Source organism: Microcoleus sp. F4-D5, from assembly GCF_036704885.1.
Taxonomy (GTDB): Bacteria; Cyanobacteriota; Cyanobacteriia; order Cyanobacteriales; family Microcoleaceae; genus Microcoleus.
Window position 1 is genome coordinate 1 of sequence record NZ_JAUBSX010000090.1, and the last position, 23100, is coordinate 23100.

Genomic DNA, 23100 nt, shown 5'->3' on the forward strand with positions numbered 1-23100 from the left:
TAGTCTGGGCATCGATCTGTTCTACCTTCTACATCTACATATAAATGGTAGCTCTATTCACGCCCAAGTGTACTAGTCTTCCGGTCAGCGCATGACCAAGCTCGTGAACTAAAGCCGTTACTAACGTATCTTTTTCGGCTTTGCCAGTTGTACTGATGTAACTTGCATTGTTCAACTCTGCCAAATCAATTTCCAGTCTGCCCGTGCTAGCATAAGCCTGAAAAACAGTCGGCACGAATTGTATGTCTATTATGTTCCCGGCATTAATCCAATTGTCGAACATAGTCTTAGCTGTGGACGAACCGTCGTATGCTGTCTGCAAAGCGGCAAGGATCTGTGCCTCTTCGGCGGCACTAAAACCCGTGAACGTCGTCTTTTGAGAAAAAGTCCAAGCCATAATTTTTATTTGCGAAGGTTTTTAATTCGGTATTGATCGAGGGTAAATAGGCCTTTGAGATCGAGAACGCTTTCGTAGCGGATCTCAGTCGTTTCTGACGCGAAAAATTGGTCGATGAGAGCCTTGGTAAGATCGGTATATCCGCTCGCTCCCCGCCCAACGGCGGAGTTAAGAGCGGAGGCCACCATCCCGGAAAAAGGACCGCGTGTGCTTTGCGACGCATTGCTAAACAGCCAAAAGATTTCTGGTGGCAAGCGCTTTGAAATACTGGCTTTGCCTGCCAACCGGGCTTCTGGAGACGGCACCACCAGCACAGAGTCCGTGTAATCTTGTACAAATTGCCAGAAGATGGGCTCATCAATCGGAAGCAGAGGATTGGTGGGCGAGGCACGTATGCCCGACATCAGTACCTGATCGAGCAGAAACTGTCGTTCGTTCCACAGGAACACCGCACGCACAACGAGCGTGGGCGAACGGCTGAACGTGAGTTTTACCCAAGGACTATCCAAATGCCTGGTACCATTAGATTGTGTGCGCTCTAAATTGAACGGTGCTACGATTGGCGCAGTCTTGACCAGCCGACGGTAAACGAAAAAAAGCTTGACTTCAGGAGAACTTTTCAAATCTCCGTTGCACTGCGATATTTCGTCAATCTTGGCAGAGACGTGTTTGGAAATGGTAGTCACATAGTTCTTGAAAGGTGAATCCTGCAAAGTGTCAACGGACGTGCCAGAAATCTGCCTCCCGCCCGTTTCGTCGATACTCTGAATTGAAGTTTGCACATTTTGGCAGTTCTGCTGAGAGTACGTGCTTTTGATAGCAAGTACGTTGATTAGTAAGGAGGCCATAAGTATTATGGCGATCTTGTGAGATCGAATTCTTAAATTGAGTGGCATCATGAAACTCTTCCCTCAACTTTCTTGTCCAAATCAACGTCTAACACGTCTTAACTTAGCTATTTGAGAAAAAGAAGTGTTGCAATGAACTAATTTAAGGATCGCTGCTTCTTCGGCAGGAATAAAACCAGTTAACGTCGTCTTTTGAGAAAAAGTCCAAACCATGATTTTTTTCCTTAGTGAAGTCGGTTAACCCGGTATCGATCGAGGGTGAATATGTCTTTGAGATCGAGCGCGCTTTCGTAGCGGATCTCAGTCGTTTCTGACGCGAAAAATTGGTCGATGAGAGCCTTGGTAAGCTCGGTATATCCGCTTGCTCCCCGCTCAAGGACGGATACAAGAGCGGATTTCGCATGCCTAGAGAAAGGAATGCGTGTGCTTTGAAACGCATGGCGAAACAGCCAAAGGATTTCTGGTGGCAAGCGCTTTGAAATACTGGCTTGGGCAGCAGGCCGGGCTTGAGACGGTACAACCAGCACAGAGTCCGTATAATCTTTTACAAATTGCTCGAACATGGGCTGATCGATCGGAACCATAGGATTGGTGGGCGAGGCACGTATGCCCGACATCAGTGCCTGATCGAGCAGAAACTGTCGTTCGCTCCAGAGGAACACGGCACGCACAACGAGCCTGGGCGATCGGCTGAACGTGAGTTTTACCCAAGGACTATCCAAATACCTGGTATCATTAGATTGTGTACGCTCTAAGTTGAACGGCCCTTCAATTGGCGGACTCACGGATGTGACCAGCCGACGGTAAACGAAAAAAAGCTTGACTTCTGGAGAACTTTTCAAATCCCCGTGGCACTGAGCCATTCCGTCAATCTTGGCCCTGACGTGTTGGGAAATTGTAGTTGCATAGTTCTTGAAAGGTGAATCCGGCAAACTGTCAACGGACGTGCCAGAAAACTGCCTCCCGCCCGTTTCGTCGATACTCTGAATTGAAGTTTGCACATTTTGGCAGTTCTGCTGAGAGTACGTGCTTTTGATAGCAAGTACGTTGATTAGTAAGGAGGCCATAAGTATTATGGCGATCTTGTGAGATCGAATTCTTAAATTGAGTGGCATCATGAAACTCTTCCCTCAACTTTCTTGTCCAAATCAACGTCTAACACGTCTTAACTTAGCTATTTGAGAAAAAGAAGTGTTGCAATGAACTAATTTAAGGATCGCTGCTTCTTCGGCAGGAATAAAACCAGTTAACGTCGTCTTTTGAGAAAAAGTCCAAACCATGATTTTTTTCCTTAGTGAAGTCGGTTAACCCGGTATCGATCGAGGGTGAATATGTCTTTGAGATCGAGAACGCTTTCGTAGCGGATCTCTGTTTGTGCTGATGTAAAAAATTGGTCAACGAGAGCCTTGGTAAGATCGGTATATCCGATCGCTGCCTGCGTAAGGATGGAGTTAAGAGCGGAGGTTACTTCCACCTGGAACGCAGACAAGCTGCTTTGCCGCGCATTACGAAACAGCCAAAATATTTCTGGTGGCAAGCGCTTTGAAATACTGGCTTGGCCGGCAGATTTGGCTTCTGGAGACCTTACATCCACCACAGAGTCCGTGTAATCTTCTACAAATTGCTCGAAGATGACCTCATCAATCGGAACCAGAGGATTGGTGGGCGAGGCACGTATGCCCGACATCAGTGATTGGTCGAGCAGAAACTGTTGTTCGTTCCATAGGAACACCGCACGCACAACGAGCTTGGGCGATCGGCTGAATGTGAGTTTTACCCAAGGACTTTCCAAATTCCTGGTATCATTAGATTCTGTACGCTCTAAGTTGAACGGTTCTACGATTGGCGTGGATGTGACCAGCCGACGGTAAACGAAAAAAAGCTTGACTTCTGGAGAACTTTTCAAATCCCCGTGGCACTGTGCCATTCCGTCAATCTTGCCAGAGACGTGTTGGGAAATTGTAGTTACATAGTTCTTGAAAGATGAATCGTACAGGGACGTGGCAGAAATCCACCTCCCGCCCGTTTCGTCGATAATTTGAATTGAAGTTTGCATATTTTGGCAGCTCTGCTGAGAGTACGTGCTTTTCATAGCAAGTACGTTGATTAGTAAGGAGGCAATAAATATTATGGCGATAGTCTTGTAAGATCGAATTCTTAAATTGACTGGCATAATGAAACTGTTCCCTCAACTTTATTTTCCAAATCAACGTCTAACACCAATTAATTTTGATGTTTGCCAAACCAACTCCTTTTAGCTATTTGAAAAAAAGAAGTGTTGCAATGAAATGAATTAATTTATCGATTTATTTGTTTTTAGGCGTTGCTTAATCAGGGTATGAAAAAAATAAGTTTAACATCCAGAAGCTTTGTGGATGCTGGTTTCTATGACTGGCATATTTAGCCTTTCATACCGTAAATCAGCAACGCCGTTTTTATGGCGTAATATCTAGCAATTGCTAATCATTGCCATCCCGATCAACCCGATAAGCAAGAGCAACCATACCTCTTATCTAATAAGATGTATAGCTGTTGTAATAAAAGTTAACACACAGCCTTCTTGGGAGCATCCCATTTTTGCTTTCATATCATGGAGGGTTGCATCAGAATAATATATTTGGATGATATAGCGTGCGAGCGTCTCGCTCGCTATTACAAGTTTCCGACACTCGTAGTGGAGAGATCGAAATTTTAGACTCTGGTTCAAGCTCCCAGATTCATCTGTGGAGTCAATCGAAAATCGAAAATCGAAAATCGACTTGTGTCTTGACCCCGCCCAAAAACGGATACAAGTTTCCGACACTCGTAGTGGAGAGATCAAAATTTTAGACTCTGGTTCAAGCTCCCAGATTCATCTGTGGAGTCAATCGAAAATCGAAAATTGAAAATCGACTGACCGTATTTTACAGCGGTATACGCAAAGTGGGAGCGGTGCATAATTTTATACATTACAGTTAAGTAAACATAATTTGTGGCAGCAGACCTGATATGCTAAGTTTGTCTCAAAACAGCAGCGAGTTAAGAAAAGCATAAGTTAATATATAGCTCTTCTCAGGTAGATGAGGTATGACTGATAATTGGTAATTGGAGTTGTTAGGCACTTATCTCACTTACTGCATAAGCACGGAAAGGAGGGCTAAAGCCCAACTACGTACCTCACTTACTTGAGAACCGCTATATAAGACCGCAAGCTTGTTATCCAACTAAATTTTTTATGTGCAAGGCGTATGCCAGACCTCTCGACTTCGGCTACAGAAAACTCCTCAAACCCCCAACCAGCTCTGCTGCCGCCGATTTTAAGAATTTTTGCAGCATTTCCAGATTACGATCGGGGCAATAGATTGTACGCATCGGGAAGGTACGAAGCGGCAGTCCTTTGCTACGGAAAAGCGGTTCAAATTAAGCCGGACTGGGCCCGGGCGTGGCTGAATCTGGGCAAAGCATACAAGCAACTGCATTCCTACGCAGAAACCGTAGCCTGCGCCGATCGAGCTACAGCAATTAATCCCGAAGAATACTGGGCTTGGATGCTGCGCGGGACAGGGCTGTTAAGTTTGCAAAATCACTCAGAAGCGATCGCTGCTTTCGACACAGCAATTCAAATCAATGCAGAAAAGCACGAAGCTTGGTATCAGCGGGGCAGAGTTTTAGAGGAATTGCAGCAGTGGGATGCAGCCGCAACCTGTTACAAAAAAGCAACCCAACTTCATCCAAATTTGCCCGCCATGTGGTATAGGCAAGGCAACGTGTTGCTGCAAGCTGAGCGCTATCCTGAAGCAGTGGCGGCTTTCGAGCGCGCCCTCAAACTGGTTCCGACTAATTGGGAAGCTTGGCTGAACCGAGGTTTGGCTTTGATGAAGGCGGAACGCTACGCTGAAGCGGTAACTTCTTACGATCGCGCCATTCAACTGCAACCGCAAAATAGTCTGGCTTGGTTCAATCGGGGCATTGCTTCAGCAAAATTGCACAAATATGCAGAAGCGGTGACAGCTTACGATCGCGTACTGCAAATGCAACCCAACGACTGCGAAGCCTGGTTTTATAAAGGAATGGCCCTCAAACACCAGTGGGCAGACGCGGCAATTGCTTGTTTCGATCGGGCAATTCAAATTAATTCTTTTTATCCCGAAGCATGGATCGGGCGCGGTCAAACACTGTCAGAATCGAGAGATTTTGAAGGGGCGATCGCTGCATTTGACCAAGCCATTCAAATTAATCCGAATTTTCCCGAAGCTTGGCTGGGTAGAGGCATTGCCCTGGCAGGATTGGAACGCTACAAAGAGGCAATTATCGCTTACAGCAATGCCCTACAAATTGAAGGTAATTTTCTAGAAGCTTGGAACTTGCGAGGCGAAGCTCTGGAAAAATTGCAGCAGTACGAAGAAGCGATCGCCTGTTTTGATAAAGTAATCTCTTTGACTTCAGAAGCAGAAATTACATCAAAAGTAGGGTTGCAGCAAGGCGCAGCGCTGGAAAAATTGCAGCGTTACGAAGAAGCCGTCGCAGCTTACAACCGCGTAATTAAAATCGTGCCAGACAATTTTGAAGCTTGGTTGAAACGCGGCAACGCTTTGTCAAAATTGCAGCAGTACGAACAAGCTCTAGCATCATACGATCGAGCAATTACTATCTGGCCGGACAACTATCAAGGCTGGGTACAGCGAGGTCTGATCCTGGGGGAAATGCAGAACTATTCCCAAGCACTCGTCGCTTTTGACCAAGTTATTCAACTCAAGCCAGACAACTGGGAAGCTTGGGCGCAGCGGGGCGACGTTTTGCAAAAATTGCAGCGAACTCAAGATGCCATGAGCTCTTACGGAGTCGCCCTCGAAATCAAACCCGATTACTATGAAGCTTTAGTCAGTCGAGAAGAATTGAGATTGAAAGACGCGATGTCAGGAAAGTGGTAAGGGGAAATTGACGAATAGTTTTGAGTTTTGAAATTGCTTTGTTCCTCGTAATACCGCGCTAGGGTTAAGTTTGAACTATTTAACTTAAAACTAAAAACTTTCCGTCTTCTCTCTCCCTCTGCGTTCTCTGCGCCCTCTGCGGTTCATAAAAAAATCTAATTCCCGCAAAACCATTAGTATTGCTATATCCGGCAGAATATCAGCTTATAATTAATGATATTCTGTCGTTAAAATAACCTCGATCAAGTTGAAAATTAACCTAAAAAAGCTTTGAGTTGTTACAACCAATTTTCAAGAGGATTAAAATCTAGTGAGTAAGATGATTGGAAAAGAACACTAGCGCCGACCGATTGAATTAATAGACCTATTGCAAAAATAACTAGGAGGGGCTCTGTGGCCCATCCCACAAGAGTTATTTTTTCTGGTGGGATGGGCGCCAGAGCCCGTCCAATAAATTTATGAAAAGGACTTTTGCAAGAGCTCTATTGATTCGTTCAGGTCGGTTTAGCTTACCCGGAAAGAAAGCACTGCGACAACCTGACTCTGTTTTAGAAGTGGTTGTGGTCGATGTGACCGAAAGTCCAGTCGAGCGTCCAAAAAAAAACAACGACAAGTGTTTTCGGGCAAAAAAAAGTATCACATCTTGAAGTCACAATTAGTGGTGAATCAAAAGACGGGAGCAATTATCTGCAGAGCTTCGTGGTAAAGGCAGAAGGCATTCCTTGTGACTATTCATTCTTCAGTAAAGTCAGGCTAGCCACTACAATTAAGCTTTGGCGTAACAAGGGTTATCAAGGAATTGGGAAACTTCTTGCCTTTAGTCAGCTCCCTACTAAAAAGCCCAAAAGCTCTAATTTATCTAAGGTTCGACGGCAGGAAAACCGTACTCTGGCAACCCAACGTGTTGTCATTGAACATGTCAATCGGAAACTGAAAATTTTTCGGATTCGGTCGGAAAGTTACCGAAATCGCCGAGGTAGATGTGGTTTACGCTTCAACCTGATTGCAGGCATCTATAACTATGAACTTAACCTTTTATTATGACTTTTGCAAGAGGTCTAATCTTGTTGTAGAGCGTCTCAACACCCTCGTAGGTAGCGAGGTCTGCCTGCACTGTCTCGACTTTGGCACCGAACCCCTCAAAAGCTTGAACCGCTTCATTGATGCTCGCTCCGGTGGCGGTGACTAGGAGATCGAATCCGTTTTGAGCGAACTGTTTGGCGAGTTCGTAGCCGATACTGTTAGAGGCACCCGTCACGACAGCCAAGGGCCGGGTCAACAAACTGTTGACAATCATCTAAAATCCTCTGTAACTGCTTCACACTCATTTGTCTGACCTTGCTTCTCTCTGTAGCAGACAATTTTTGTGGACTCTGGGCTTCCAACTTTTACAATGCTAGGGATGCAGGAGTACGATCGCATCTTTCCAAGGACATAAGCTGTTAGACATTTAAATAGGGTATAATCGAAAAAAAATCATTCAATCAGTGTAAAAATACCAGCACAGAATCATTTCATAGAGAGAGTAAATATAGAAACTACATAAAGCCTTTAACACTTAATAAAATGGAAGTTTTACAGGAATAATCCTGATTTTATTCTTCCTGAATCATGGATAACGACCGTTACAATTGCTGAGGTTGGGGGCTGTTAATTAAATAAACAGTCCTCTTGCTGGATTCATTCAAAGCCAGAAAATCTAGAAAGTATAAAAGCTGAGAGGCTGAAGGAAAAACATCAAAAAGCTACAGATCGATATATAGAACTTAAAATTTTTCACCCAAAAGCCCGCTCTATTAACCGAACAATCAATTTGATTGTGAATAATAAAATGGGCTTAAATCTGAGAGGCATGACAATTTTTTTCGCAATCTTGCTATTTATAAATTTTTATTTTTGATGTTTTTCACAATATTTAAATCGGTATCTGTGAAATTTAAAACTTCAAAATAATTTTTAAAAAAAATATACGTATTTTTGCTTGTGCAGTAATACCCGCAAATCAAGATAACTATTCTGGAAAAATTGCTCTATATCGGATTAAATTATTTTTTATGTTATAAGTATAATAATTAGCGTAGATATTTATAATAACTCTTTTGATAATTACTTGGCAACCGCCATTATCTGGCGCTAAATCGGATTCAACGAGAGACGGGAGATGGGAGATGGGAGATTGACTCGAAAGATGGCTCTTGGGCTAAAAACATTTATCTGTGCTGGAACGGGTACGATGCTTGCCCAGCCAGAACAGTTCCGGATGTCAGTTATAACTGATGTCAGGCACTGTTCTCAATAAGACCCAATCAACCTGGTAACAGCGACGAAAAATTTTACCCCTCAGGTCGATCGCGCCGCAATAAACCAAGCGGATGACGCCAAAAGTGCAAGATGTCAGTTATCACGAATACTTTACTGTCGGAGATTGCCCGATCGCCCCCAAAATTGCAAATTATGACAGCCAATGGCTGATTCTGCTGGCTTCATGTTATAGTTGTTTTTCAAGAATTAAATTCGGTTGCGTAGCTTTGTTGGTGTTTATTTACAAGCGTCTCTCCGAATCTAACTCTCTGCACCCTAATGATTCTGGAGATTTTATGTCGATTTACGTTGGTAATCTTTCATATGAGGTAACATCAGACGACCTCAAAGAAGTATTTGCCGAGTACGGTTCAGTAGGCCGCGTCCAGGTGCCAGTGGACCGGGAAACAGGCAGGATGCGGGGTTTTGCTTTTGTGGAAATGGCAAGCGAGGCAGAAGAAGCAGCAGCCATCGCAGCTCTAGACGGTGCTGAGTGGATGGGCCGCGACTTGAAAGTCAACAAAGCCAAACCTCGCGAAAACAACAACAAACGCCCATCGAGTGGCGGCGGCTGGGGCGGCGACAACAATCGCTCTTCACGACGCTACTAAGCTTTGAGACTGAAAATTTGAGTTTTGGTAGTGGACGGCAGGTGCGAATGCTGCTTTTTTTTTCGGGTTGTTCCATCCGCTCATCAAATAAAACTCCCAAACCTCTAAGTTAGTTTTGCCCCCTCCTTCGAGGGGGCTTTGTGTTTTGCGAAAAATCCCGCCCGGTAAGCCTGCTGCCCAGTTCCCAGGCTGACTCGCGATGCTGATACCCGAGCCGAGTCACTGGGTGGCGCTGTTGGGAAATATCGCAATTCAAGAGGAAAGTTGTGGCAAGGTCGATCGCGATCGGGTTAGCTTTGATGTCTATACTTGAGGTAAGAAAATGCGCGTAGATATTGCTAAGATCTCTTTTCAGAATTATTTTTCGACCGCGATTGCAGGACGCTAATAAGAATATTTTTGTTCTAGCTGCCCTCTAGCCAATACTTGCTGTCAGAGATTGCCCGACGGCACCCAAAATTGAATAGGACTAATGCCAACTGGCACACGACCATCGATTTGTAGGGTGCGTCCGACTTGGATTGTGAACGCATTATCAACAGTTCCCGATAGTAGAGCACCCGACTAATTGTGACACTTGCGTCCAAGACAGTTGAAAATTATGACAGCCAATGGCTGATTCTGCTGGCTTCATGTTATAGTTATTTTTTAAGAATTAAATTCGGTTGCGTAGTTTGTTAGTATGTATTTACAGGCGTCTCTCCGAATCTAACTCTTTGCACCCTAATAATTCTGGAGTTTTTATGTCGATTTACGTGGGTAATCTTTCATATCAGGTAATAGAAGATGACCTTAAAGAAGTATTTGCCGAGTACGGTACCGTAAACCGCGTCCAAGTGCCAAAGGACCGGGAAACAGGCAGGGTACGGGGTTTTGCTTTCGTGGAAATGGCAAGCGAGGCAGAAGAAGAAGCAGCCATCGAAGCTCTAGACGGTGCTGAGTGGATGGGCCGCAACTTGAAAGTCAACAAAGCCAAACCTCGCTAAAACAAACACTCCTCGGGCTGCTGCTGCTGGGGCGACAACAATCGCTCTTCACAACGCTACTAAGCTTTGAGACTGAAAACTTGAGTTTTGGTAGTTGACGGCAGGTGCAAATGCTGCTTTTTTTGTCGTTTGTTCCATCGACCCGCCGAATAAAACTCCCAAACCTCTAAGTTAGTTTTGCCCCCTCCTTCGAGGGGGCTTTGTTTTTGGAGAAAAATCCCGCCCGGTACGCCTGCGGCCCATTTCCCAGCCTCACTGGCGATTCGGTATGCTCTTAACGGCTTTTTTGAAGAGACTTTCGGGATTTCTGGGATCAACTCCTGTAAACTGTCAAACTATAATTAAGCACAAAGAAAAGTTAGAATAACGGCAAAGTGATCTTGCTCAAAAAACAAACAATCTTTACTGAAAATTAGCCGAAAAAACCAGCCCGACCAGCAAATCTATTGATTTTGCCTCAATAAAGATGTCCAAGGTCTACAGCACGGCGGAACTCATTAAAATCCTCGAAGAAGAGCGCCAAGCTTGCTTGCATGGGCGGCGTCTCAATTTGACTGAAACTCCTGCTACAGGCAACCCCGTGATTGACCGCTTTCTCAAATCTGAGGGAGTTCAGAAGTTCACTGCTTATCAAAATTTTAAGGCTGCCGTGCACGAATACCAGCGGGAACATCAAGTGTCTGGGATTGTCTGGCGGGAAATGGCGGTTAAAGGCAATACTCTGCGCTATCCGGCAGTGGATGACGAATTAATAGCTCTACCGATTGATTTGATTACGTTGAAGGCAGCTAAGATTGCTATGTTGGAATTCTGGCAGCAGGTAACTGCCGGGATGGATTTGTATTTAAGCATTAACAGCGGGAAGGATTTTCGATCGATCGAGCCGGTTGATGTAGAGGCTATAGCCCAGCGCACAGAATGGGCCAGTCTCTCGAAGTGGGAAAAGTTGGATTTTCTAGAAATTTTGTTGCAGTTGGGCTGGGGGAAGCCGGAGGAAGCTTATTATAAGCGGGGATGGCCGACCTCGGGCAGCGAGTACATTCACGCCGTCAAACCCGGACAGCGGCCGATTTGTTAATTGGTAATTGGTAATTTGTAATTGCTAAGAGGATACTCTGAATTGAGAACCCTCAACAACACAGAAATTGAGGACACGACAGTGCCGTGTCCCTACCCCAAAACGTCGTAGCACGGGCGAGAACCCGACGCCCGTGCCCAATCCGATTTAACCATCGCCCGATTTGCAGGGACGCGGCACTGCCGTTTCCTGACTGTGGGTAATATCTGAAGAACTCATTGATTAACAGTTGACATCTGACAAAGCATCAAGCCAAACCACTGATTTGGATCTGTCCAAACCTGCACCGGCATTAAACCGCGCTGCGAAAGTTCTTTTTTTACAGTATTGAGATTAAACTTGCGCGATATTTCGCTGCGGATAGTTTCTCCCGCTGCAAATTCAACCGTTAAATTGAGAGCGCGCAACTGCACTTTTTGCGCTTTTTTACTTTTTAAGTGCATTTCAATTTGACATTCCTCTTGATTGTAAAATGCCCAATGCTCGAACTGTGCCAAGTCAAAATTTCCCTCATATTTTCGATTTAAATGTCGCAGCATATTCAAGTTAAATGCTGCCGTTACTCCTTGACTGTCATCGTATGCAGGCTCTAAAATATCCTTAGATTTGTCCAAGTCAATTCCCAGCAAAAAATACTCTCCCGGCTGCAATGCACCGACAATTTGCGAGAAGAATAAATCGCATTCTTGAGCGTTAAGATTGCCGAGGGTACTGCCGAGAAAGCAAATCATTCGGGTTGGCAACGGCGACGGTGCAATTTTAGCTAAGGCTAATTCGTATGTGCTGACAAGTCCGTGAATCTGGAGCGACGGATAATCTGCCAACAGTTGACAAGCGCTGCTTTCTAGGATAGTGGGACTGATGTCGATCGGCAAATAGTGCAGGGGATATTCCAGTTGACTGTAAGCATCGAGGAGAATCCGAGTTTTGGTGGAACTGCCACTGCCGAGTTCGACGATTTCGCAGGGGCCCGTTAAATTGGCGATCGCCCCCGCGCACCGCTGCAAAATAGCCGTCTCAGTGCGCGTCAAGTAGTATTCCGGCAACTGACAAATCAACTCGAACAGCTTTGAGCCGCGATCGTCGTAGAAATACTTTGGAGGCAGGGATTTGCGGTTTTGAGTCAACCCGCTAACTACATCGCTGCCAGCATTGATTTCTGTGGGTGTCGGTGCCGCAGCGCTCACCAATCGCTCTAAGTGCAGTCGGTTTTCATTCGTTGAGGCTGAGTTTGTCGTGTCGGACAGTCTTGGGGATTTCATAGAGTAATTTTTAGATGCACAAATGGGTACAGCACGCCGTCGCGTTGCCAAATATCGCGCTCAAGTCAGATTTTTCATGCCGATCTCCGTTATGTATTGTCTCACCCGATGGCGATCGCATCCACAATTAAAACTTAAAATTTATCCATTAAATTTATTGAATACTTAATTCAACTTATTTTCTTTGAGCTTGTCACATGGAAAAAACTTGGGCATTTCGCAAACAAAAATTTTCCCCAAATTCCCTCTCCATCCATTGATATGATGTTCGTCAAATAAGCTTTATAATGCAAGTATTAAGGAATTTGTTATCTAAAAAATCCCAGGAATAAATTCCTCACTGCGAACAAATTTGATGGTAATTATAATTACCTAGCCAACTAATTAGCGCAGCGAAAACCTGCAATAATTTGCCGCACGCCCGGATAATACCAATTCCGAAAACTAGCTCGCAGTGCTTGCGGAAAAGTCGCCCAACTCCCGCCTTTTAAAACCCGGTGTTCTCCATCAAAATAAACTTGAGAATATCCCCTGTAAGGATAACTTTCAAATCCCGGATAGGCGTCAAAGGTTGAAGCAGTCCACTCCCAAACATTGCCCAACATATCGCAGCAGCCGGCCGCACTTGCTCCTTTGGGAAAAGCATCAACAGGCGAGGTATTTGCAATATTATTGCCGTGATTGCACAGGCTGCCGTTTGGCTGTTCTTCTCCCCAAGGATAGATGCGATATGTTTGATTTGCGGCATCCCAACTCGCAGCTTTTTCCCATTCGGCTTCCGATGGCAAACGCTTGCCGGTGAAATTGCAGTAAGCTTCGGCTTCGTACCAACTGACACCGCAGACAGGATGGTTGTTGAAAGCTGGATTTCCTGACCAGTAAAGCGGTCGAGAGACGGCTTCGCCTTGCAGCCATTTCCAGCCGTCGGCTGACCACCAATCAGGGTTTTGATAGCCGCCGGATTCCATGAAATCTAGGTATTGACCGCAAGTGACGGGATAGCGATCGATCGAGTATGCTTCTAAATAACACAGGTGGCGCGATCGCTCGTTATCCAAAGCCTCAGCAGCATCGCTTCCCATGTAAAATTCCCCGCCCGGAATTTCAATCACCGGGGAATCGGTAATTGGGCATCGGGAATTGGGCATTGGGAATTGGGCATTGGTAATTAATCTTCCTTCCTCATTCCCTCTTCCTTCTTCCTTCTTCCTTCTTCCTTCTTCCTTCTTGCCGTGCATTTGCAACACGAAAGCAACTGTTTCGCAGTGCTGGCTTTCGTGCTGAATAATAAACCGCCAGAGACGTTCTTGCTCGTCGATCGGCGCTACTTCCAAATAATCTAATACCTTTTTTCTCACCGCGTTCAGATATAATTCAACTTCAGGTAACGCGGGCAGAAAAACCCGTTGTTTTTTCGGCAAAATATCAGCAGCAAACAGTTGGTGATACTCAGGAAAGACTGGTTCCAAGCCAGCACACCGCTGCAACAGCCACAAATCCTCAGTATAAGCAATGTGACCTAAGTGCCAGCCCACCGGACTGAAATCAGGATGAGCTTGGCGGCAAAAAGTCTCGTAGTCGATGTCTGCAAATAGCTTGAAAGTGCCGCTGCGACACTGCTGCAAATCGCGATAAATTGCCTCTCTACAAGATTGAATAGATTTCGATATCACGCTCTACTCCGGTACTGATAATGCTCTGGACTGGGCACGAGTGCCAATTGCCAGCAAATAAAGGTTCAGAAGCAATGATGACAGAATTCGGGAAATTTAAATCGTCCCGCAGCCAATAGAGGGAAGGAGGGGTTTTTTGGGAAGCAAAGCGAGAGGCAACGAGCTGATTTCCGTCGCTGATAATTATATTAGCTGAAAATTCAACTTGGTGAAAGTTTGCTAGGTCTGCCAAAGTTTTCAGCGAGTTTTGCAAAGCAGCTTTTAGAGTCAGATTAGCTGCTGTCAATTCATTGACAAACAAGGCGAAGATATGCTCAGAATCTGTAGTACCGTTAATTGATTGATAAAGGGTATCGCTGAGCCGATCGCGAATTGGTCTGTAAAGAGTTTGCCGAAAATTCTTCACGAAGCCGTTGTGTACGAACAGCAGGCGATCGTTCTGAAACGGCTGACAGTTGCTCAAATCTACAGCTTGTCCTGAAGTTGCACTGCGAACGTATCCGATCGCGCATCCTGATTTGACGTATCGACTGATACTCGGAAGGTTAATGTCGCTCCAAATTGGCTGTACATTTTTATAGGTAAACGGGTCAGTATCTAAGTGCGGGTGATACCAACCAATACCAAAACCGTCAGCATTGAGTAGGCCAGAAGTCATTTCGCGGGGCTCGTAACTCTGCACAATTAGGGAATGTTCCGGCTTGTACAGAATAGCATCGAGTAAAATCGGCTCCCCGAGGTAGCCAAGCAAACGGCACATAAAATTTTTGCAGCAAATTGATTAGCATTGTAGGTTAATAGCCGGCAAATTAGCCGATCGCGCATCATCAGCGCTGGAAGGTTTTTTTTAGGTCGCTGCCAGCATCGCAGTACAAACGGTACAGTTAAGGTAGAACCCCTGCAACACAAGGAGACTCTTGAATGTTTCTCGACGAACTCATCCCAATGACGAAAGAATTGATCCAACAGCCCGTCGCCTTCGCGGGCGGATTTTTATCTGGCCTGCTTCGACTCAACCTTCACGAAGATCCCGTTAAAAGCTGGATCGACTCGCAAGCCGGTTCAACTTCCTACACTACTCCCCCAGCCGAACCCACCAACGGTAAAAGCACGGGGCCTCAGTCAATCTCGATCGACTAAGGAAAAGCACTAACTATTGAAGTCAGTACAAAGGGTTTGTCAGTGTGGCAAACCCTTTTTGTCAGATTCGATTGCCCAGTTGTAAGCAAGATAGCACTTGACAGTAAAATGAACAGGTTATTATGTATAGCACAACAAGTTCAGTTCGATCGACATGACTATCTACATTGGAAATCTGTCTTACCGCGCCACCGAAGAAGACCTGAAAGCAGTATTTGCAGAACACGGCACAGTCAAGCGAGTTGTCTTGCCTACCGACAGGGAAACCGGTCGGATGCGCGGTTTTGCATTTGTTGAGATGATGGACGATGCCCAAGAAGACGCTGCAATTGCCGAATTAGACGGTGCAGAGTGGATGGGACGCCCCTTGCGAGTGAACAAAGCTAAACCGAAAGAAGAGGGCTATCGAGGCGCAGGTATCAAGAGGAACAGCGAATATTAGTCCGCGATGCGGCGGTTGACATCCTCTCGGAACCCACCTGATGCGCCAGTGCGCAACTAGCACCGAATGTCTAGCAGCAGTTGATTTTGGGGATGCAATGTCAAATCCGCTGCACAAAAACATCGACCCTTAAGGGGCTGCACTCGATCGTACTTTTTGAGACAGCCAAAGTTGACGCACGGGAGTTTAGAAACCCGATTTCTTCCTGGATACCTCACCGCTAAAACCAAAATTTATTAGGAGAAACCGGGTCGATCGGCGTCAGCCTTAGAAAGAGTAAACTCGTCCTTTTTCATCAATATAAACTGACCGGTCTTGCCTAGTGCGGTCGTCCGATCTGGTGATGCGAATCGTCACAATGTTGTTCTGCGAGTCAACGTTATAGTCGTATTTCAAACTTGTGCTTCCTCCTGTGGCATTAATCGGAATATTGGCAATGTCGCCGGTGCGATTGCTGATGCGAACAATGAGATTTTTGGTGACTCCGACGGGCAAGGATGACAAGCTGGCACCTGATTGACCGTATTCTAGGTTTAATCCTGTTTCATTTAAGAGTCTGAGGGTAATGTTGCGAGTATTGTCAACCTGCGCTTGAGGTTGCCAGAATCCGGGTTTTGTCCCGCCGTCAGTTGCAGGTTGAGACAATGCTGGGTGGGGATGCAGACAGCCGAGGGCGGCAAGTATTGCTGCGGTTGCAATAATTTTGGATTTCACTGTTTGTACCTCCGAGTCAAGTGTTAATGATATTTCTATCCTAGCTTGAAAATCAGATGTTTTTAATTTAGAACTTAGGTTCCGAAACCCGGTTGGCAGGAAAAATCAGGGCTAAGGGCGATATATAGCGTTCGGTAGAAGCAAGAATGCCTTCGACAATGAAAGCAAGACTTTCAACAATTAAGAAAGTTCTAATACCGGTTTACAAAAAGAATGCAACTGTAGGCCGGTGTTGCAAACCCTGGCTGCCATCAGTCTTTTCCAATTATTCAATTATTTACTCTAAAATCTCAAATAGTATAACCCTCTGAGCAGTTGCTATATCTACTGATAAACCTGGTTGGTGTCATGGTTAATAGTCTCGAGCGCACGGGTGTCTATCAGCCCGGTTTCCGATCGGGTTGCTGCTTGCCAAAGGTATGATTTAGAGTAGCAACCGGGTTTCTGAGGTAAAGTGCGTCCGGGAGTGGTTAATGGTTAATTATCGATCGAGCGAGTTCTAGGAGCAGGCGCTTTTCGGCGCGGGCGATCGCCCTGCAAGTTTGTTCTACGGCATCGACATTGACAGAAATAGACGAAATCCCCCACCGCACTAAGGATTCAACTGTCTCGGGATACAATGTTGGAGCATCGCTGCAGATACAGCAAGGAATGCCGGCGGCCCGAGCCTCAAGGATTAATTGTTCGATCGCCCTCATCACTGCCCGATCGCGCCCGTTAAAAGCACCTGCTACCTGTTCGGAGTTGCGGTGAATGCCTAACAGCAATTGAGTTAAATCGTTGGTGCCGATGGAAATTCCTTGAACTCCTGCTTTTACGTAATCTGGAAATAAAAATAACACGGAAGGAACTTCCGCCATAATCCACATTTGAAACTCGGCAGGTCGATTTTTCCAAATAGTTTCTAAGCGCTGGCGGCAGTAGACAAACTCGTCAACAGAGCGCACGAAAGGCAAAATTAAATTGACATTTGTATGGCCAGACTCGCAGACTTTTTGAAGTACGCACAGTTCCCAATCAAATAACTCCGGTTCAAAGGTATAACTGAAACTGCCGTGGGCACCTGATTCGCGCAAATCGAGAGATCGATAAAATAGCGGTCGCGGCGAAATGGCAGCAGCAAATAAACTGAGGCAATCCGCCATGCGCGAGACAAATTCCGATTTGCGGCCGTCTTGCAGCCAAAGTTTGGGATTTTGACAGTCCAACGCTTCCAATGCCATTAATTCCGATCGCACCAATCCGATGCCGTCTATTGGCAGATTTTTGAGGCGCTCGATCGAACTCTTTTGGCTGACATTAACTAACAGTTGAGTCGCCGTTGGGGCCTCCCCAACATATTCGCCAGACTCAGACCGTCGAGATTTCGGCCCGCTATTGGACGATCGATCGGAGCTTGAAGATTGGTGGTTGGCTATTGACATTTTTGCTGCTGTACTATATGTATCTGCATTTGTCGATCTGTCCCCAAGTATGCTGCTGTCTGCTGTCTCGATCGCATCCTGTTGGGCTGTGGCAAAAACTTCTCCGCTATCGCCGTCTACCAATACCGAATCGCCCGAGGCGATCGCCCGAGTGGCCCCGGCAACTCCCACCACAGCCGGAATCCCCAATTCTCTCGCTAAAATGGCACCGTGGCCTGTCATGCCTCCTTGTTCGGCAACTACCCCAGCAGCAACTTTCAGCCAAGGCAACCAATTCGGCTCGATTGTCCGGGCTACCAAAATCCCTCCGGCTAAAAATTCCGCGTTTTCGGGGTGCGAATTAGTCATCACTTGGGCAATTGCTTCAACTTTTCCTGATGCTGCAGCCAAACCTTTGAGGATCGCAGGAGTCCTGGCTGGGGCGATCGGCTTTTCCCGTACCGATGCGACTTTTTCCCCTTTCAAAAGACGAACTTGAGTAAAATAAAACTGCGCTTCACTGCTGTTTGCTATCTGGTTGATCGTCCACTTCAAGATTAAATCCGAGTCAAATTCTGCGATCGCTTTTTTACTCACTTCAATAATTTCTTGCAGTTGCGATGCCTCTAAAACGTATTCAGTTTGTGCTTCCTCTCCCAGCGCTAAAACTTCCACGCAACTGTCAGGAAAATCAGGAATTAGAAATGGAGAATTGGGAATTTTGACAGCAGCAAAATTGCCAGTATGCGGTTTTTTTTTCGCTTGTCCGCCGCCGACTTTGAGATTGTATGCTAATGTTTTATAACCGAGCCGCTGGAATTTAACTGCGCCTGTTTCCGGTTGCACTTGATAGTAATCGGGGATGGTTTCTCCCCTGGCGAGGGACAATCCCAAACCGCAGGTGGCTTGGATTTCCCACGCTGCACCAGCTTTAGTTTTCACCTCGCCCGCGGCGATGGCTCGGTCGATCGGCTGCACCAAAACTGCGGGATTTATTTGCTGTATCCTCAGGCCGCAGCGCTGCCAGTAAAATAGACTTCGGGCTCTGAACAGTTCTGCCCAAGCTCGTTTGAGTCCGGCCCCAATTGCTTCTGGTTCTGCCCGTACTGCGTGAGCTTGCAGGATTCCGACTGTTTTCGGGTTCCATGAAGTCAAGGAAGGGCGAAAAATTAAGGCTTTGGAGTTTGAGTTTGAGTTGAGTTGAGAAACAGCAGACTCTAGGGTGGAGAGCAGTGAATCTGGCAGTTTGCCGGCGAGCATTTGGTGGCGGATGCTGCGGGCGATCGATTGCAGTTGTCTGGGTTCATCGACATTCAAATGCAGGGAAGAGTGGGGCCAGTCAGCAAACAGCGGTTCTAGCCAGTCGATCGACTCTAAAAACTGCCAAAATGTTTTAGCCGGCACGACAAAACCCGGTACAACGGGATGATTTTTCTGGAGCAAACAGCTCAAGTAAAATGCTTTTTCTCCCACTGCATCTCGGTCTGAAGGTTGAATTTTGTCTAGCCAGTAGAGTTGTTTCACGCTGCGATCCTGTTCTTGGAAACAGATTGAATTTGATAGTTTTTCCCATTAATCACTTACCACAATTTTAGGATGAACAAGCGACAATGGACGGGATTACTCAAATCTTTTCTCAATTTATTTCTTAAGTCTAACTGTCCTCTTTGTCAGCGACCAGCCGCCAGAGAGTTTTGTCCCTACTGCCACAAGCAAGTTCAGGGATTTCAGTTAGCCGATCCCAGTCGATTTTGGAATTCAGAGCAGCCTGTTTTTGTGTGGGGTGAGTACGGCGGGGCTCTGAAACGGGCGATCGCTGCTTTGAAATATGACGGCAATCCGCAATTAGCCAAACCTCTAGGCGGCTGGCTGGCGGAAGCTTGGCTGAGTTTTCCCGAATTAGCTACAGACAATTTAACAGTTGTACCGATTCCCATGCACCAAGAAAAGCTCAAGGAGCGCGGTTTTAACCAGGCGGAACTTTTGGCTGAAAGTTTTTGCGAGCTCACTGGTTTGCCTTTGCAGCGCCACGGTTTGGCTCGGGTGAAAAATACTCAGCCTTTATTCGCTCTGACAGCACAGCAGCGGCAAGCGGAAATGGAAAATGCTTTAATTTTGGGGAAAGATTTTCGCCGCAGGCTGCCGCGCGATCGAGTGCTGTTAGTTGATGATATTTACACTAGCGGTATTACGGTTAAGTCGGCAACTAAAATATTGAAACAGTCGGGAATTTCGGTTTACGGAACTGTGGCACTTGCAACTCCTAAGAAGATTAATCGGTAAGCTGTGACGGCATTTAAATTTCAACAGATTTGTAGTGAGGACTAAAGTCATCAAATTTGTTGACTCACTTGTGTCCTCAGAAACCAGGTTTCTACGAATATTTCTCGTTACTCGACGTAAAACTCGTAAAAACCTGGTTTCTCGCCTCTTGCGAGTCAGCCCTGAAACTGTCCGAAGTGTTGATTAATGATGATTTGCTAGCAAGATTTTTTGGGAAAAAGGAACCGCTTCGAGGTGCGTTACGCGAAGCGGCGCGTAAACGCTTTTGTCGTGAAGGGAGAGAAGGAAGAGAAGGGAGAGAGTTCAGGATTGGTTTAGGATTTTTGCAGGCTCGCTCCAAGGGGGAACTGGTTGCTGATGTTCCATCGGCTGCCGTTGTGAAGCAGCAAGGTTAACGCCGAAGCGGTAAACTCAAAGTGGAGCGATCGCCCGGAGAATTCCAACCAAGCCGTTTGAAAATTATCCTTAGTTAAATCGCGAAATGCTACTGTCATGTGCGGTACAAATGGGCGAGTCTGGGAAACTCGATCGACAATTGCAAAATTTGCCTCCATATAACTCATCAAATATGAGTGAATATCGAGCAATTCGAGTGATTTGACAGCATCAACGTAAATGACGCGGGGCGCGAAAGCAGCAAAACCGGATAGAGTAACGGGAATTGGCAGCCGATTTGCAGAAAACTCCTTCAAACTTTCCTCTAATTTAGGGACATCCGCCGCTAACCATTCAAAAGGAGGTTGCAGCGTGATGTGCGGCGGCGAATTCAAAGCACCGCGGCTGTTGTAGTGTTCCGCAAAATATAGTTTAATCTCAGTAATGTGCTGTTGAATATCGGGAGGCGGCACTAGGGCAATAAAAAATCGCTGTTTTGACTGGTTCATGGGATAACATCGCAGTGAGGAAGAAATGGCGGAGTACGGAAAATCGAGTATTTACTCAAGGCTTGTACCAAAAACTCCATTCCCAATCTACAATCCAAAATCCAAAATCTAAAATCTAAAATTTAAAATGCCTTGGTTTGTCAAAATTGAGCAAGGAATTGTCGAAAAGCCTGTTTTTGACCAATACGTGCCAGCTCACAGAGCTTATGTCCGAGAGTTGATTTCTAAAGGACACCGAGCGAAAACTGGCTACTGGGCGCGGCGGGGCGGCGGTATGTTGCTGTTTGAAGCGGGTTCGATGGATGAGGCGAAGGCGATCGTCGCTGAAGACCCGCTGGTGAAGAACGGTTGCGTTATTTATGAAATTTATCACTGGTGTGTGGTTGAAGAATAAATAACTGTGTTATACTCGTAAATGAACTGGACCCACGCGATTCCAACGCCCAAATCTTGTCAGGACCGGAAGGTAGCAGCAACACGGGATGCTTGTAATAGGCGTGGTCTCCGGTTCACCCAGTTTTATGAGGTGTAGCTCCTATGCCTGGTTTTGGAGATATTTTACAAAAAGCAGTGTACCTTGGTGTCGGGCTAGCTTCCTACGCTGGTGAAAAAGCTGGCAGCAAGTTAACTGAATTACGCACTGAAGCCCAAAAGCTGGCAGACGAATTGGTGAAGCGGGGCGAGATGTCCACAGAAGAAGCTCGCCGCTTTGTTGACGATATGGTGCAACAGGCTCAGCAGCAGCCTCCTGTAGAATCGGCCCGGGAGCAAAAACCGGCTGAACCTCGGCGGATTGAAATTGTTTCTGAGGAAGAAGATGTCTCGGCAAAAAATGCTAAAGAGGTCGGCGGCGTAGACAAGCTCCGCGAACAGGTGCAGAATTTACAAGAGGAATTGCGGCGGCTGAAGCGGGATTAAGCAGGAAAAAACTCGCTCAGCAAAGCAGGAAGGGAACTCAGGATAATACTCTTGAGTTCCCTTTTTGAATATCTGTCCTGTCAGATGTGGACGGATATCAGGCAATAGGTAATAGAATTGAAAGTAGGTGCAAGCACTTCGCATGAGGCTGGCTGCACCTGTCTGTAAAATATTTTGTAATAGCAAGCTGTCAAATTTATGGAAGATTGGTCTAAAGATTTTTTTGGAGTAATGGAAAATGCTGTTTCTGAAGTAGAGCATTTTTTCAGCGAAATGGGCGAAGAGTTTGTCGAAATGCTGGACGTTTTGGCAAAAATGTCGGAAGAGTTTACAGAACAAGTACAAAATAATCTGATTAACGACATTGACGGTTATTTCAATGAATTTGACGGTTTATTTAATGAATTTATCGAACCGATAATTGAAATTTGCCGGGACTTTGACCCGGAGTTTGATGAGATAGATTTGTCGATGGTGACTTATGTAGACCCTTCGCCGACGCAGCAGCCGGCTTGTCGCGGTTGTCGCAACTATCACGGTCAAGTTTACGGGGGAAATTTGTTGGTTTGTGCGATGCACCCTACTGGTGTGGAATCGGAGAGTTGTGCTGATTGGGAAACTGACAGCGATATGAATTTTTAGAGGGGTTAATGGCTTATGGTAACGTCAATTCAGTCTCCGTCAAAGATTTCTCTGGCAGAGTTTTTGTTGCTTCCAGAAACTAAGCCTGCTAGCGAGTATGTTGACGGTGAAATTCATCAAAAAGCTATGCCCCAAGGAAAACACAGCACGTTACAAATCAAATTTTCATCTGCTATTAATCAAGTTGGCAAACCGCAAAAGTTAGCTTATGCGTTTCCCGAATTGCGCTGTACTTTTGGGGGATGTGCTGTTGTTCCAGATTTAGCAGTATTTGAGTGGTCGCGCATTCCTCTGAATTCTCAGGGAGAAATTGAAAATAGGTTTGAAATTGCGCCGGATTGGATAATTGAAATTTTATCGCCGGATCGAAGTTCTAGTCGCGTGATTAAGAAGATTCTATTTTGTCTCAAAAATAAGACTAAATTGGGTTGGCTGATTGACCCGGAGGAAAAATTAGTTCTTGTTTTTAAACCGCAGCAAGAACCTGAGATTAAGGAGAATGAAGATATTTTACCAGTTCTGGATGTGCTGTCGGGTTTGCAAATGTCGGCGGATGATTTGTTTGGGCTGTTAAGTTTCGATCGCCCGTGAGTTACAGTTGAGTATAG

23 protein-coding genes, 1 other RNA gene and 1 pseudogene are annotated in these 23100 nt (G+C 45.8%); 13 read left to right on the top strand and 12 right to left on the bottom strand.

Annotation, left to right across the window (positions count from 1 at the left end):
- Window positions 1-34: 34 nt before the first annotated feature.
- From QUA80_RS28395 to QUA80_RS28410, 4 genes are all read right to left on the bottom strand, one after another.
- Window positions 35-397 carry a hypothetical protein gene (locus QUA80_RS28395; RefSeq protein WP_333428317.1) on the bottom strand — a complete coding sequence of 121 codons (363 nt, stop codon included), beginning with the start codon at window positions 395-397 and terminating at the stop codon, window positions 35-37.
- A gap of 5 nt (window positions 398-402) precedes the next feature.
- Window positions 403-1296: a hypothetical protein gene (locus tag QUA80_RS28400; protein WP_333428318.1), complete on the bottom strand. Its 894-nt coding sequence runs from the start codon at window positions 1294-1296 to the stop codon at window positions 403-405.
- Between the two features lie 173 nt (window positions 1297-1469).
- Window positions 1470-2363, bottom strand: a complete 894-nt coding sequence (locus QUA80_RS28405) for a hypothetical protein (protein ID WP_333428319.1) — start codon at window positions 2361-2363, stop codon at window positions 1470-1472.
- Between the two features lie 173 nt (window positions 2364-2536).
- Window positions 2537-3337, bottom strand: a complete 801-nt coding sequence (locus QUA80_RS28410; protein WP_333428320.1) for a hypothetical protein — start codon at window positions 3335-3337, stop codon at window positions 2537-2539.
- Between the two features lie 1135 nt (window positions 3338-4472).
- Here QUA80_RS28410 and QUA80_RS28415 point away from each other — a divergent pair.
- Window positions 4473-6155, top strand: coding sequence for a tetratricopeptide repeat protein (locus tag QUA80_RS28415; RefSeq protein WP_333428321.1), 1683 nt, complete (start codon window positions 4473-4475; stop codon window positions 6153-6155).
- Window positions 6156-6797: 642 nt separating this feature from the next.
- A pseudogene (locus tag QUA80_RS33990) lies at window positions 6798-7199 on the top strand (transposase family protein); the annotation flags it as partial.
- On the opposite strand, the gene QUA80_RS28420 reads toward QUA80_RS33990, so the two are convergent.
- Window positions 7183-7452, bottom strand: coding sequence for an SDR family NAD(P)-dependent oxidoreductase (locus QUA80_RS28420; RefSeq protein ID WP_333428322.1), 270 nt, complete (start codon window positions 7450-7452; stop codon window positions 7183-7185). The pseudogene QUA80_RS33990 and the gene QUA80_RS28420 sit on opposite strands and share 17 nt — an antisense overlap.
- Window positions 7453-8752: 1300 nt before the next feature.
- Between QUA80_RS28420 and QUA80_RS28425 the strand changes: the two genes are divergently transcribed.
- Together QUA80_RS28425 and QUA80_RS28430 are read left to right on the top strand one after the other, a co-directional pair.
- A complete protein-coding gene (locus QUA80_RS28425) occupies window positions 8753-9067 on the top strand; it encodes an RNA-binding protein (RefSeq protein ID WP_333239567.1) in 315 nt (104 codons plus the stop codon).
- 743 nt (window positions 9068-9810) lie between these two features.
- Window positions 9811-10053, top strand: a complete 243-nt coding sequence (locus tag QUA80_RS28430) for an RNA recognition motif domain-containing protein (RefSeq protein ID WP_445302302.1) — start codon at window positions 9811-9813, stop codon at window positions 10051-10053.
- A gap of 59 nt (window positions 10054-10112) precedes the next feature.
- Here the strand turns inward: QUA80_RS28430 and QUA80_RS28435 are convergent, their stop codons facing one another.
- Entirely contained in the window at window positions 10113-10370 is a 258-nt protein-coding gene (locus tag QUA80_RS28435) for a hypothetical protein (protein ID WP_333428323.1), read from the bottom strand.
- 149 nt (window positions 10371-10519) lie between these two features.
- Between QUA80_RS28435 and QUA80_RS28440 the strand changes: the two genes are divergently transcribed.
- Entirely contained in the window at window positions 10520-11131 is a 612-nt protein-coding gene (locus QUA80_RS28440) for a hypothetical protein (RefSeq protein ID WP_333428324.1), read from the top strand.
- 215 nt (window positions 11132-11346) lie between these two features.
- Here QUA80_RS28440 and egtD read toward each other — a convergent pair whose 3' ends face one another.
- From egtD to egtC, 3 genes are all read right to left on the bottom strand, one after another.
- The gene (gene egtD / locus QUA80_RS28445; protein ID WP_333428325.1) at window positions 11347-12393 is read right to left on the bottom strand and encodes an L-histidine N(alpha)-methyltransferase; all 1047 of its coding nucleotides are present in this window, start codon (window positions 12391-12393) and stop codon (window positions 11347-11349) included.
- A 380-nt stretch (window positions 12394-12773) separates the two neighbouring features.
- Window positions 12774-14066, bottom strand: coding sequence for an ergothioneine biosynthesis protein EgtB (gene egtB, locus QUA80_RS28450; RefSeq protein ID WP_333428326.1), 1293 nt, complete (start codon window positions 14064-14066; stop codon window positions 12774-12776).
- Window positions 14038-14826 carry an ergothioneine biosynthesis protein EgtC gene (gene egtC, locus QUA80_RS28455; protein ID WP_333428327.1) on the bottom strand — a complete coding sequence of 263 codons (789 nt, stop codon included), beginning with the start codon at window positions 14824-14826 and terminating at the stop codon, window positions 14038-14040. Before egtC ends, egtB begins: the two co-directional genes overlap by 29 nt.
- A 161-nt stretch (window positions 14827-14987) precedes the next feature.
- Here egtC and QUA80_RS28460 point away from each other — a divergent pair, with 161 nt between their 5' ends.
- Window positions 14988-15206, top strand: coding sequence for a hypothetical protein (locus tag QUA80_RS28460; RefSeq protein ID WP_333428328.1), 219 nt, complete (start codon window positions 14988-14990; stop codon window positions 15204-15206).
- 154 nt (window positions 15207-15360) lie between these two features.
- On the top strand, window positions 15361-15648 hold the full coding sequence (locus tag QUA80_RS28465; protein WP_333428329.1) for an RNA-binding protein: 288 nt from the start codon (window positions 15361-15363) through the stop codon (window positions 15646-15648).
- Window positions 15649-15915: 267 nt separating this feature from the next.
- Here QUA80_RS28465 and QUA80_RS28470 read toward each other — a convergent pair whose 3' ends face one another.
- Together QUA80_RS28470 and QUA80_RS28475 are read right to left on the bottom strand one after the other, a co-directional pair.
- Entirely contained in the window at window positions 15916-16362 is a 447-nt protein-coding gene (locus QUA80_RS28470; protein WP_333428330.1) for a hypothetical protein, read from the bottom strand.
- 470 nt (window positions 16363-16832) lie between these two features.
- Window positions 16833-19289 (bottom strand): putative PEP-binding protein, encoded by a 2457-nt coding sequence (locus QUA80_RS28475; protein WP_333428331.1) that lies wholly within the window; start codon window positions 19287-19289, stop codon window positions 16833-16835.
- Window positions 19290-19361: 72 nt separating this feature from the next.
- Here QUA80_RS28475 and QUA80_RS28480 point away from each other — a divergent pair, with 72 nt between their 5' ends.
- Window positions 19362-20048: a ComF family protein gene (locus QUA80_RS28480; RefSeq protein WP_333428332.1), complete on the top strand. Its 687-nt coding sequence runs from the start codon at window positions 19362-19364 to the stop codon at window positions 20046-20048.
- 314 nt (window positions 20049-20362) lie between these two features.
- Here QUA80_RS28480 and QUA80_RS28485 read toward each other — a convergent pair whose 3' ends face one another.
- A complete protein-coding gene (locus QUA80_RS28485) occupies window positions 20363-20932 on the bottom strand; it encodes a 2'-5' RNA ligase family protein (protein WP_333428333.1) in 570 nt (189 codons plus the stop codon).
- A 127-nt stretch (window positions 20933-21059) separates the two neighbouring features.
- Between QUA80_RS28485 and QUA80_RS28490 the strand changes: the two genes are divergently transcribed.
- From QUA80_RS28490 to QUA80_RS28510, 5 genes are all read left to right on the top strand, one after another.
- Window positions 21060-21326: a YciI family protein gene (locus tag QUA80_RS28490; protein ID WP_015179070.1), complete on the top strand. Its 267-nt coding sequence runs from the start codon at window positions 21060-21062 to the stop codon at window positions 21324-21326.
- Between the two features lie 23 nt (window positions 21327-21349).
- Window positions 21350-21446: signal recognition particle sRNA small type (gene ffs, locus QUA80_RS28495), an RNA gene on the top strand.
- A 23-nt stretch (window positions 21447-21469) separates the two neighbouring features.
- Window positions 21470-21850: a phasin-related domain-containing protein gene (locus tag QUA80_RS28500; protein WP_333428334.1), complete on the top strand. Its 381-nt coding sequence runs from the start codon at window positions 21470-21472 to the stop codon at window positions 21848-21850.
- Between the two features lie 198 nt (window positions 21851-22048).
- Window positions 22049-22492 carry a hypothetical protein gene (locus QUA80_RS28505; RefSeq protein ID WP_333122939.1) on the top strand — a complete coding sequence of 148 codons (444 nt, stop codon included), beginning with the start codon at window positions 22049-22051 and terminating at the stop codon, window positions 22490-22492.
- Between the two features lie 15 nt (window positions 22493-22507).
- Entirely contained in the window at window positions 22508-23083 is a 576-nt protein-coding gene (locus tag QUA80_RS28510) for a Uma2 family endonuclease (protein ID WP_333428335.1), read from the top strand.
- Window positions 23084-23100: the final 17 nt, after the last annotated feature.

Excerpts from the sequence above, each read along its gene's own strand:
- QUA80_RS28395 (WP_333428317.1), bottom strand. The coding sequence starts at position 397 with ATGGCTTGGACTTTTTCTCAAAAGACGACGTTCACGGGTTTTAGTGCC.
- QUA80_RS28400 (WP_333428318.1), bottom strand. The coding sequence starts at position 1,296 with ATGATGCCACTCAATTTAAGAATTCGATCTCACAAGATCGCCATAATA.
- QUA80_RS28405 (WP_333428319.1), bottom strand. The coding sequence starts at position 2,363 with ATGATGCCACTCAATTTAAGAATTCGATCTCACAAGATCGCCATAATA.
- QUA80_RS28410 (WP_333428320.1), bottom strand. The coding sequence starts at position 3,337 with ATGAAAAGCACGTACTCTCAGCAGAGCTGCCAAAATATGCAAACTTCA.
- QUA80_RS28415 (WP_333428321.1), top strand. The coding sequence starts at position 4,473 with ATGCCAGACCTCTCGACTTCGGCTACAGAAAACTCCTCAAACCCCCAA.
- QUA80_RS28420 (WP_333428322.1), bottom strand. The coding sequence starts at position 7,452 with ATGATTGTCAACAGTTTGTTGACCCGGCCCTTGGCTGTCGTGACGGGT.
- QUA80_RS28425 (WP_333239567.1), top strand. The coding sequence starts at position 8,753 with ATGTCGATTTACGTTGGTAATCTTTCATATGAGGTAACATCAGACGAC.
- QUA80_RS28430 (WP_445302302.1), top strand. The coding sequence starts at position 9,811 with ATGTCGATTTACGTGGGTAATCTTTCATATCAGGTAATAGAAGATGAC.
- QUA80_RS28440 (WP_333428324.1), top strand. The coding sequence starts at position 10,520 with ATGTCCAAGGTCTACAGCACGGCGGAACTCATTAAAATCCTCGAAGAA.
- egtD (WP_333428325.1), bottom strand. The coding sequence starts at position 12,393 with ATGAAATCCCCAAGACTGTCCGACACGACAAACTCAGCCTCAACGAAT.
- egtC (WP_333428327.1), bottom strand. The coding sequence starts at position 14,826 with ATGTGCCGTTTGCTTGGCTACCTCGGGGAGCCGATTTTACTCGATGCT.
- QUA80_RS28460 (WP_333428328.1), top strand. The coding sequence starts at position 14,988 with ATGTTTCTCGACGAACTCATCCCAATGACGAAAGAATTGATCCAACAG.
- QUA80_RS28465 (WP_333428329.1), top strand. The coding sequence starts at position 15,361 with ATGACTATCTACATTGGAAATCTGTCTTACCGCGCCACCGAAGAAGAC.
- QUA80_RS28480 (WP_333428332.1), top strand. The coding sequence starts at position 19,362 with ATGAACAAGCGACAATGGACGGGATTACTCAAATCTTTTCTCAATTTA.
- QUA80_RS28485 (WP_333428333.1), bottom strand. The coding sequence starts at position 20,932 with ATGAACCAGTCAAAACAGCGATTTTTTATTGCCCTAGTGCCGCCTCCC.
- QUA80_RS28490 (WP_015179070.1), top strand. The coding sequence starts at position 21,060 with ATGCCTTGGTTTGTCAAAATTGAGCAAGGAATTGTCGAAAAGCCTGTT.
- QUA80_RS28500 (WP_333428334.1), top strand. The coding sequence starts at position 21,470 with ATGCCTGGTTTTGGAGATATTTTACAAAAAGCAGTGTACCTTGGTGTC.
- QUA80_RS28505 (WP_333122939.1), top strand. The coding sequence starts at position 22,049 with ATGGAAGATTGGTCTAAAGATTTTTTTGGAGTAATGGAAAATGCTGTT.
- QUA80_RS28510 (WP_333428335.1), top strand. The coding sequence starts at position 22,508 with ATGGTAACGTCAATTCAGTCTCCGTCAAAGATTTCTCTGGCAGAGTTT.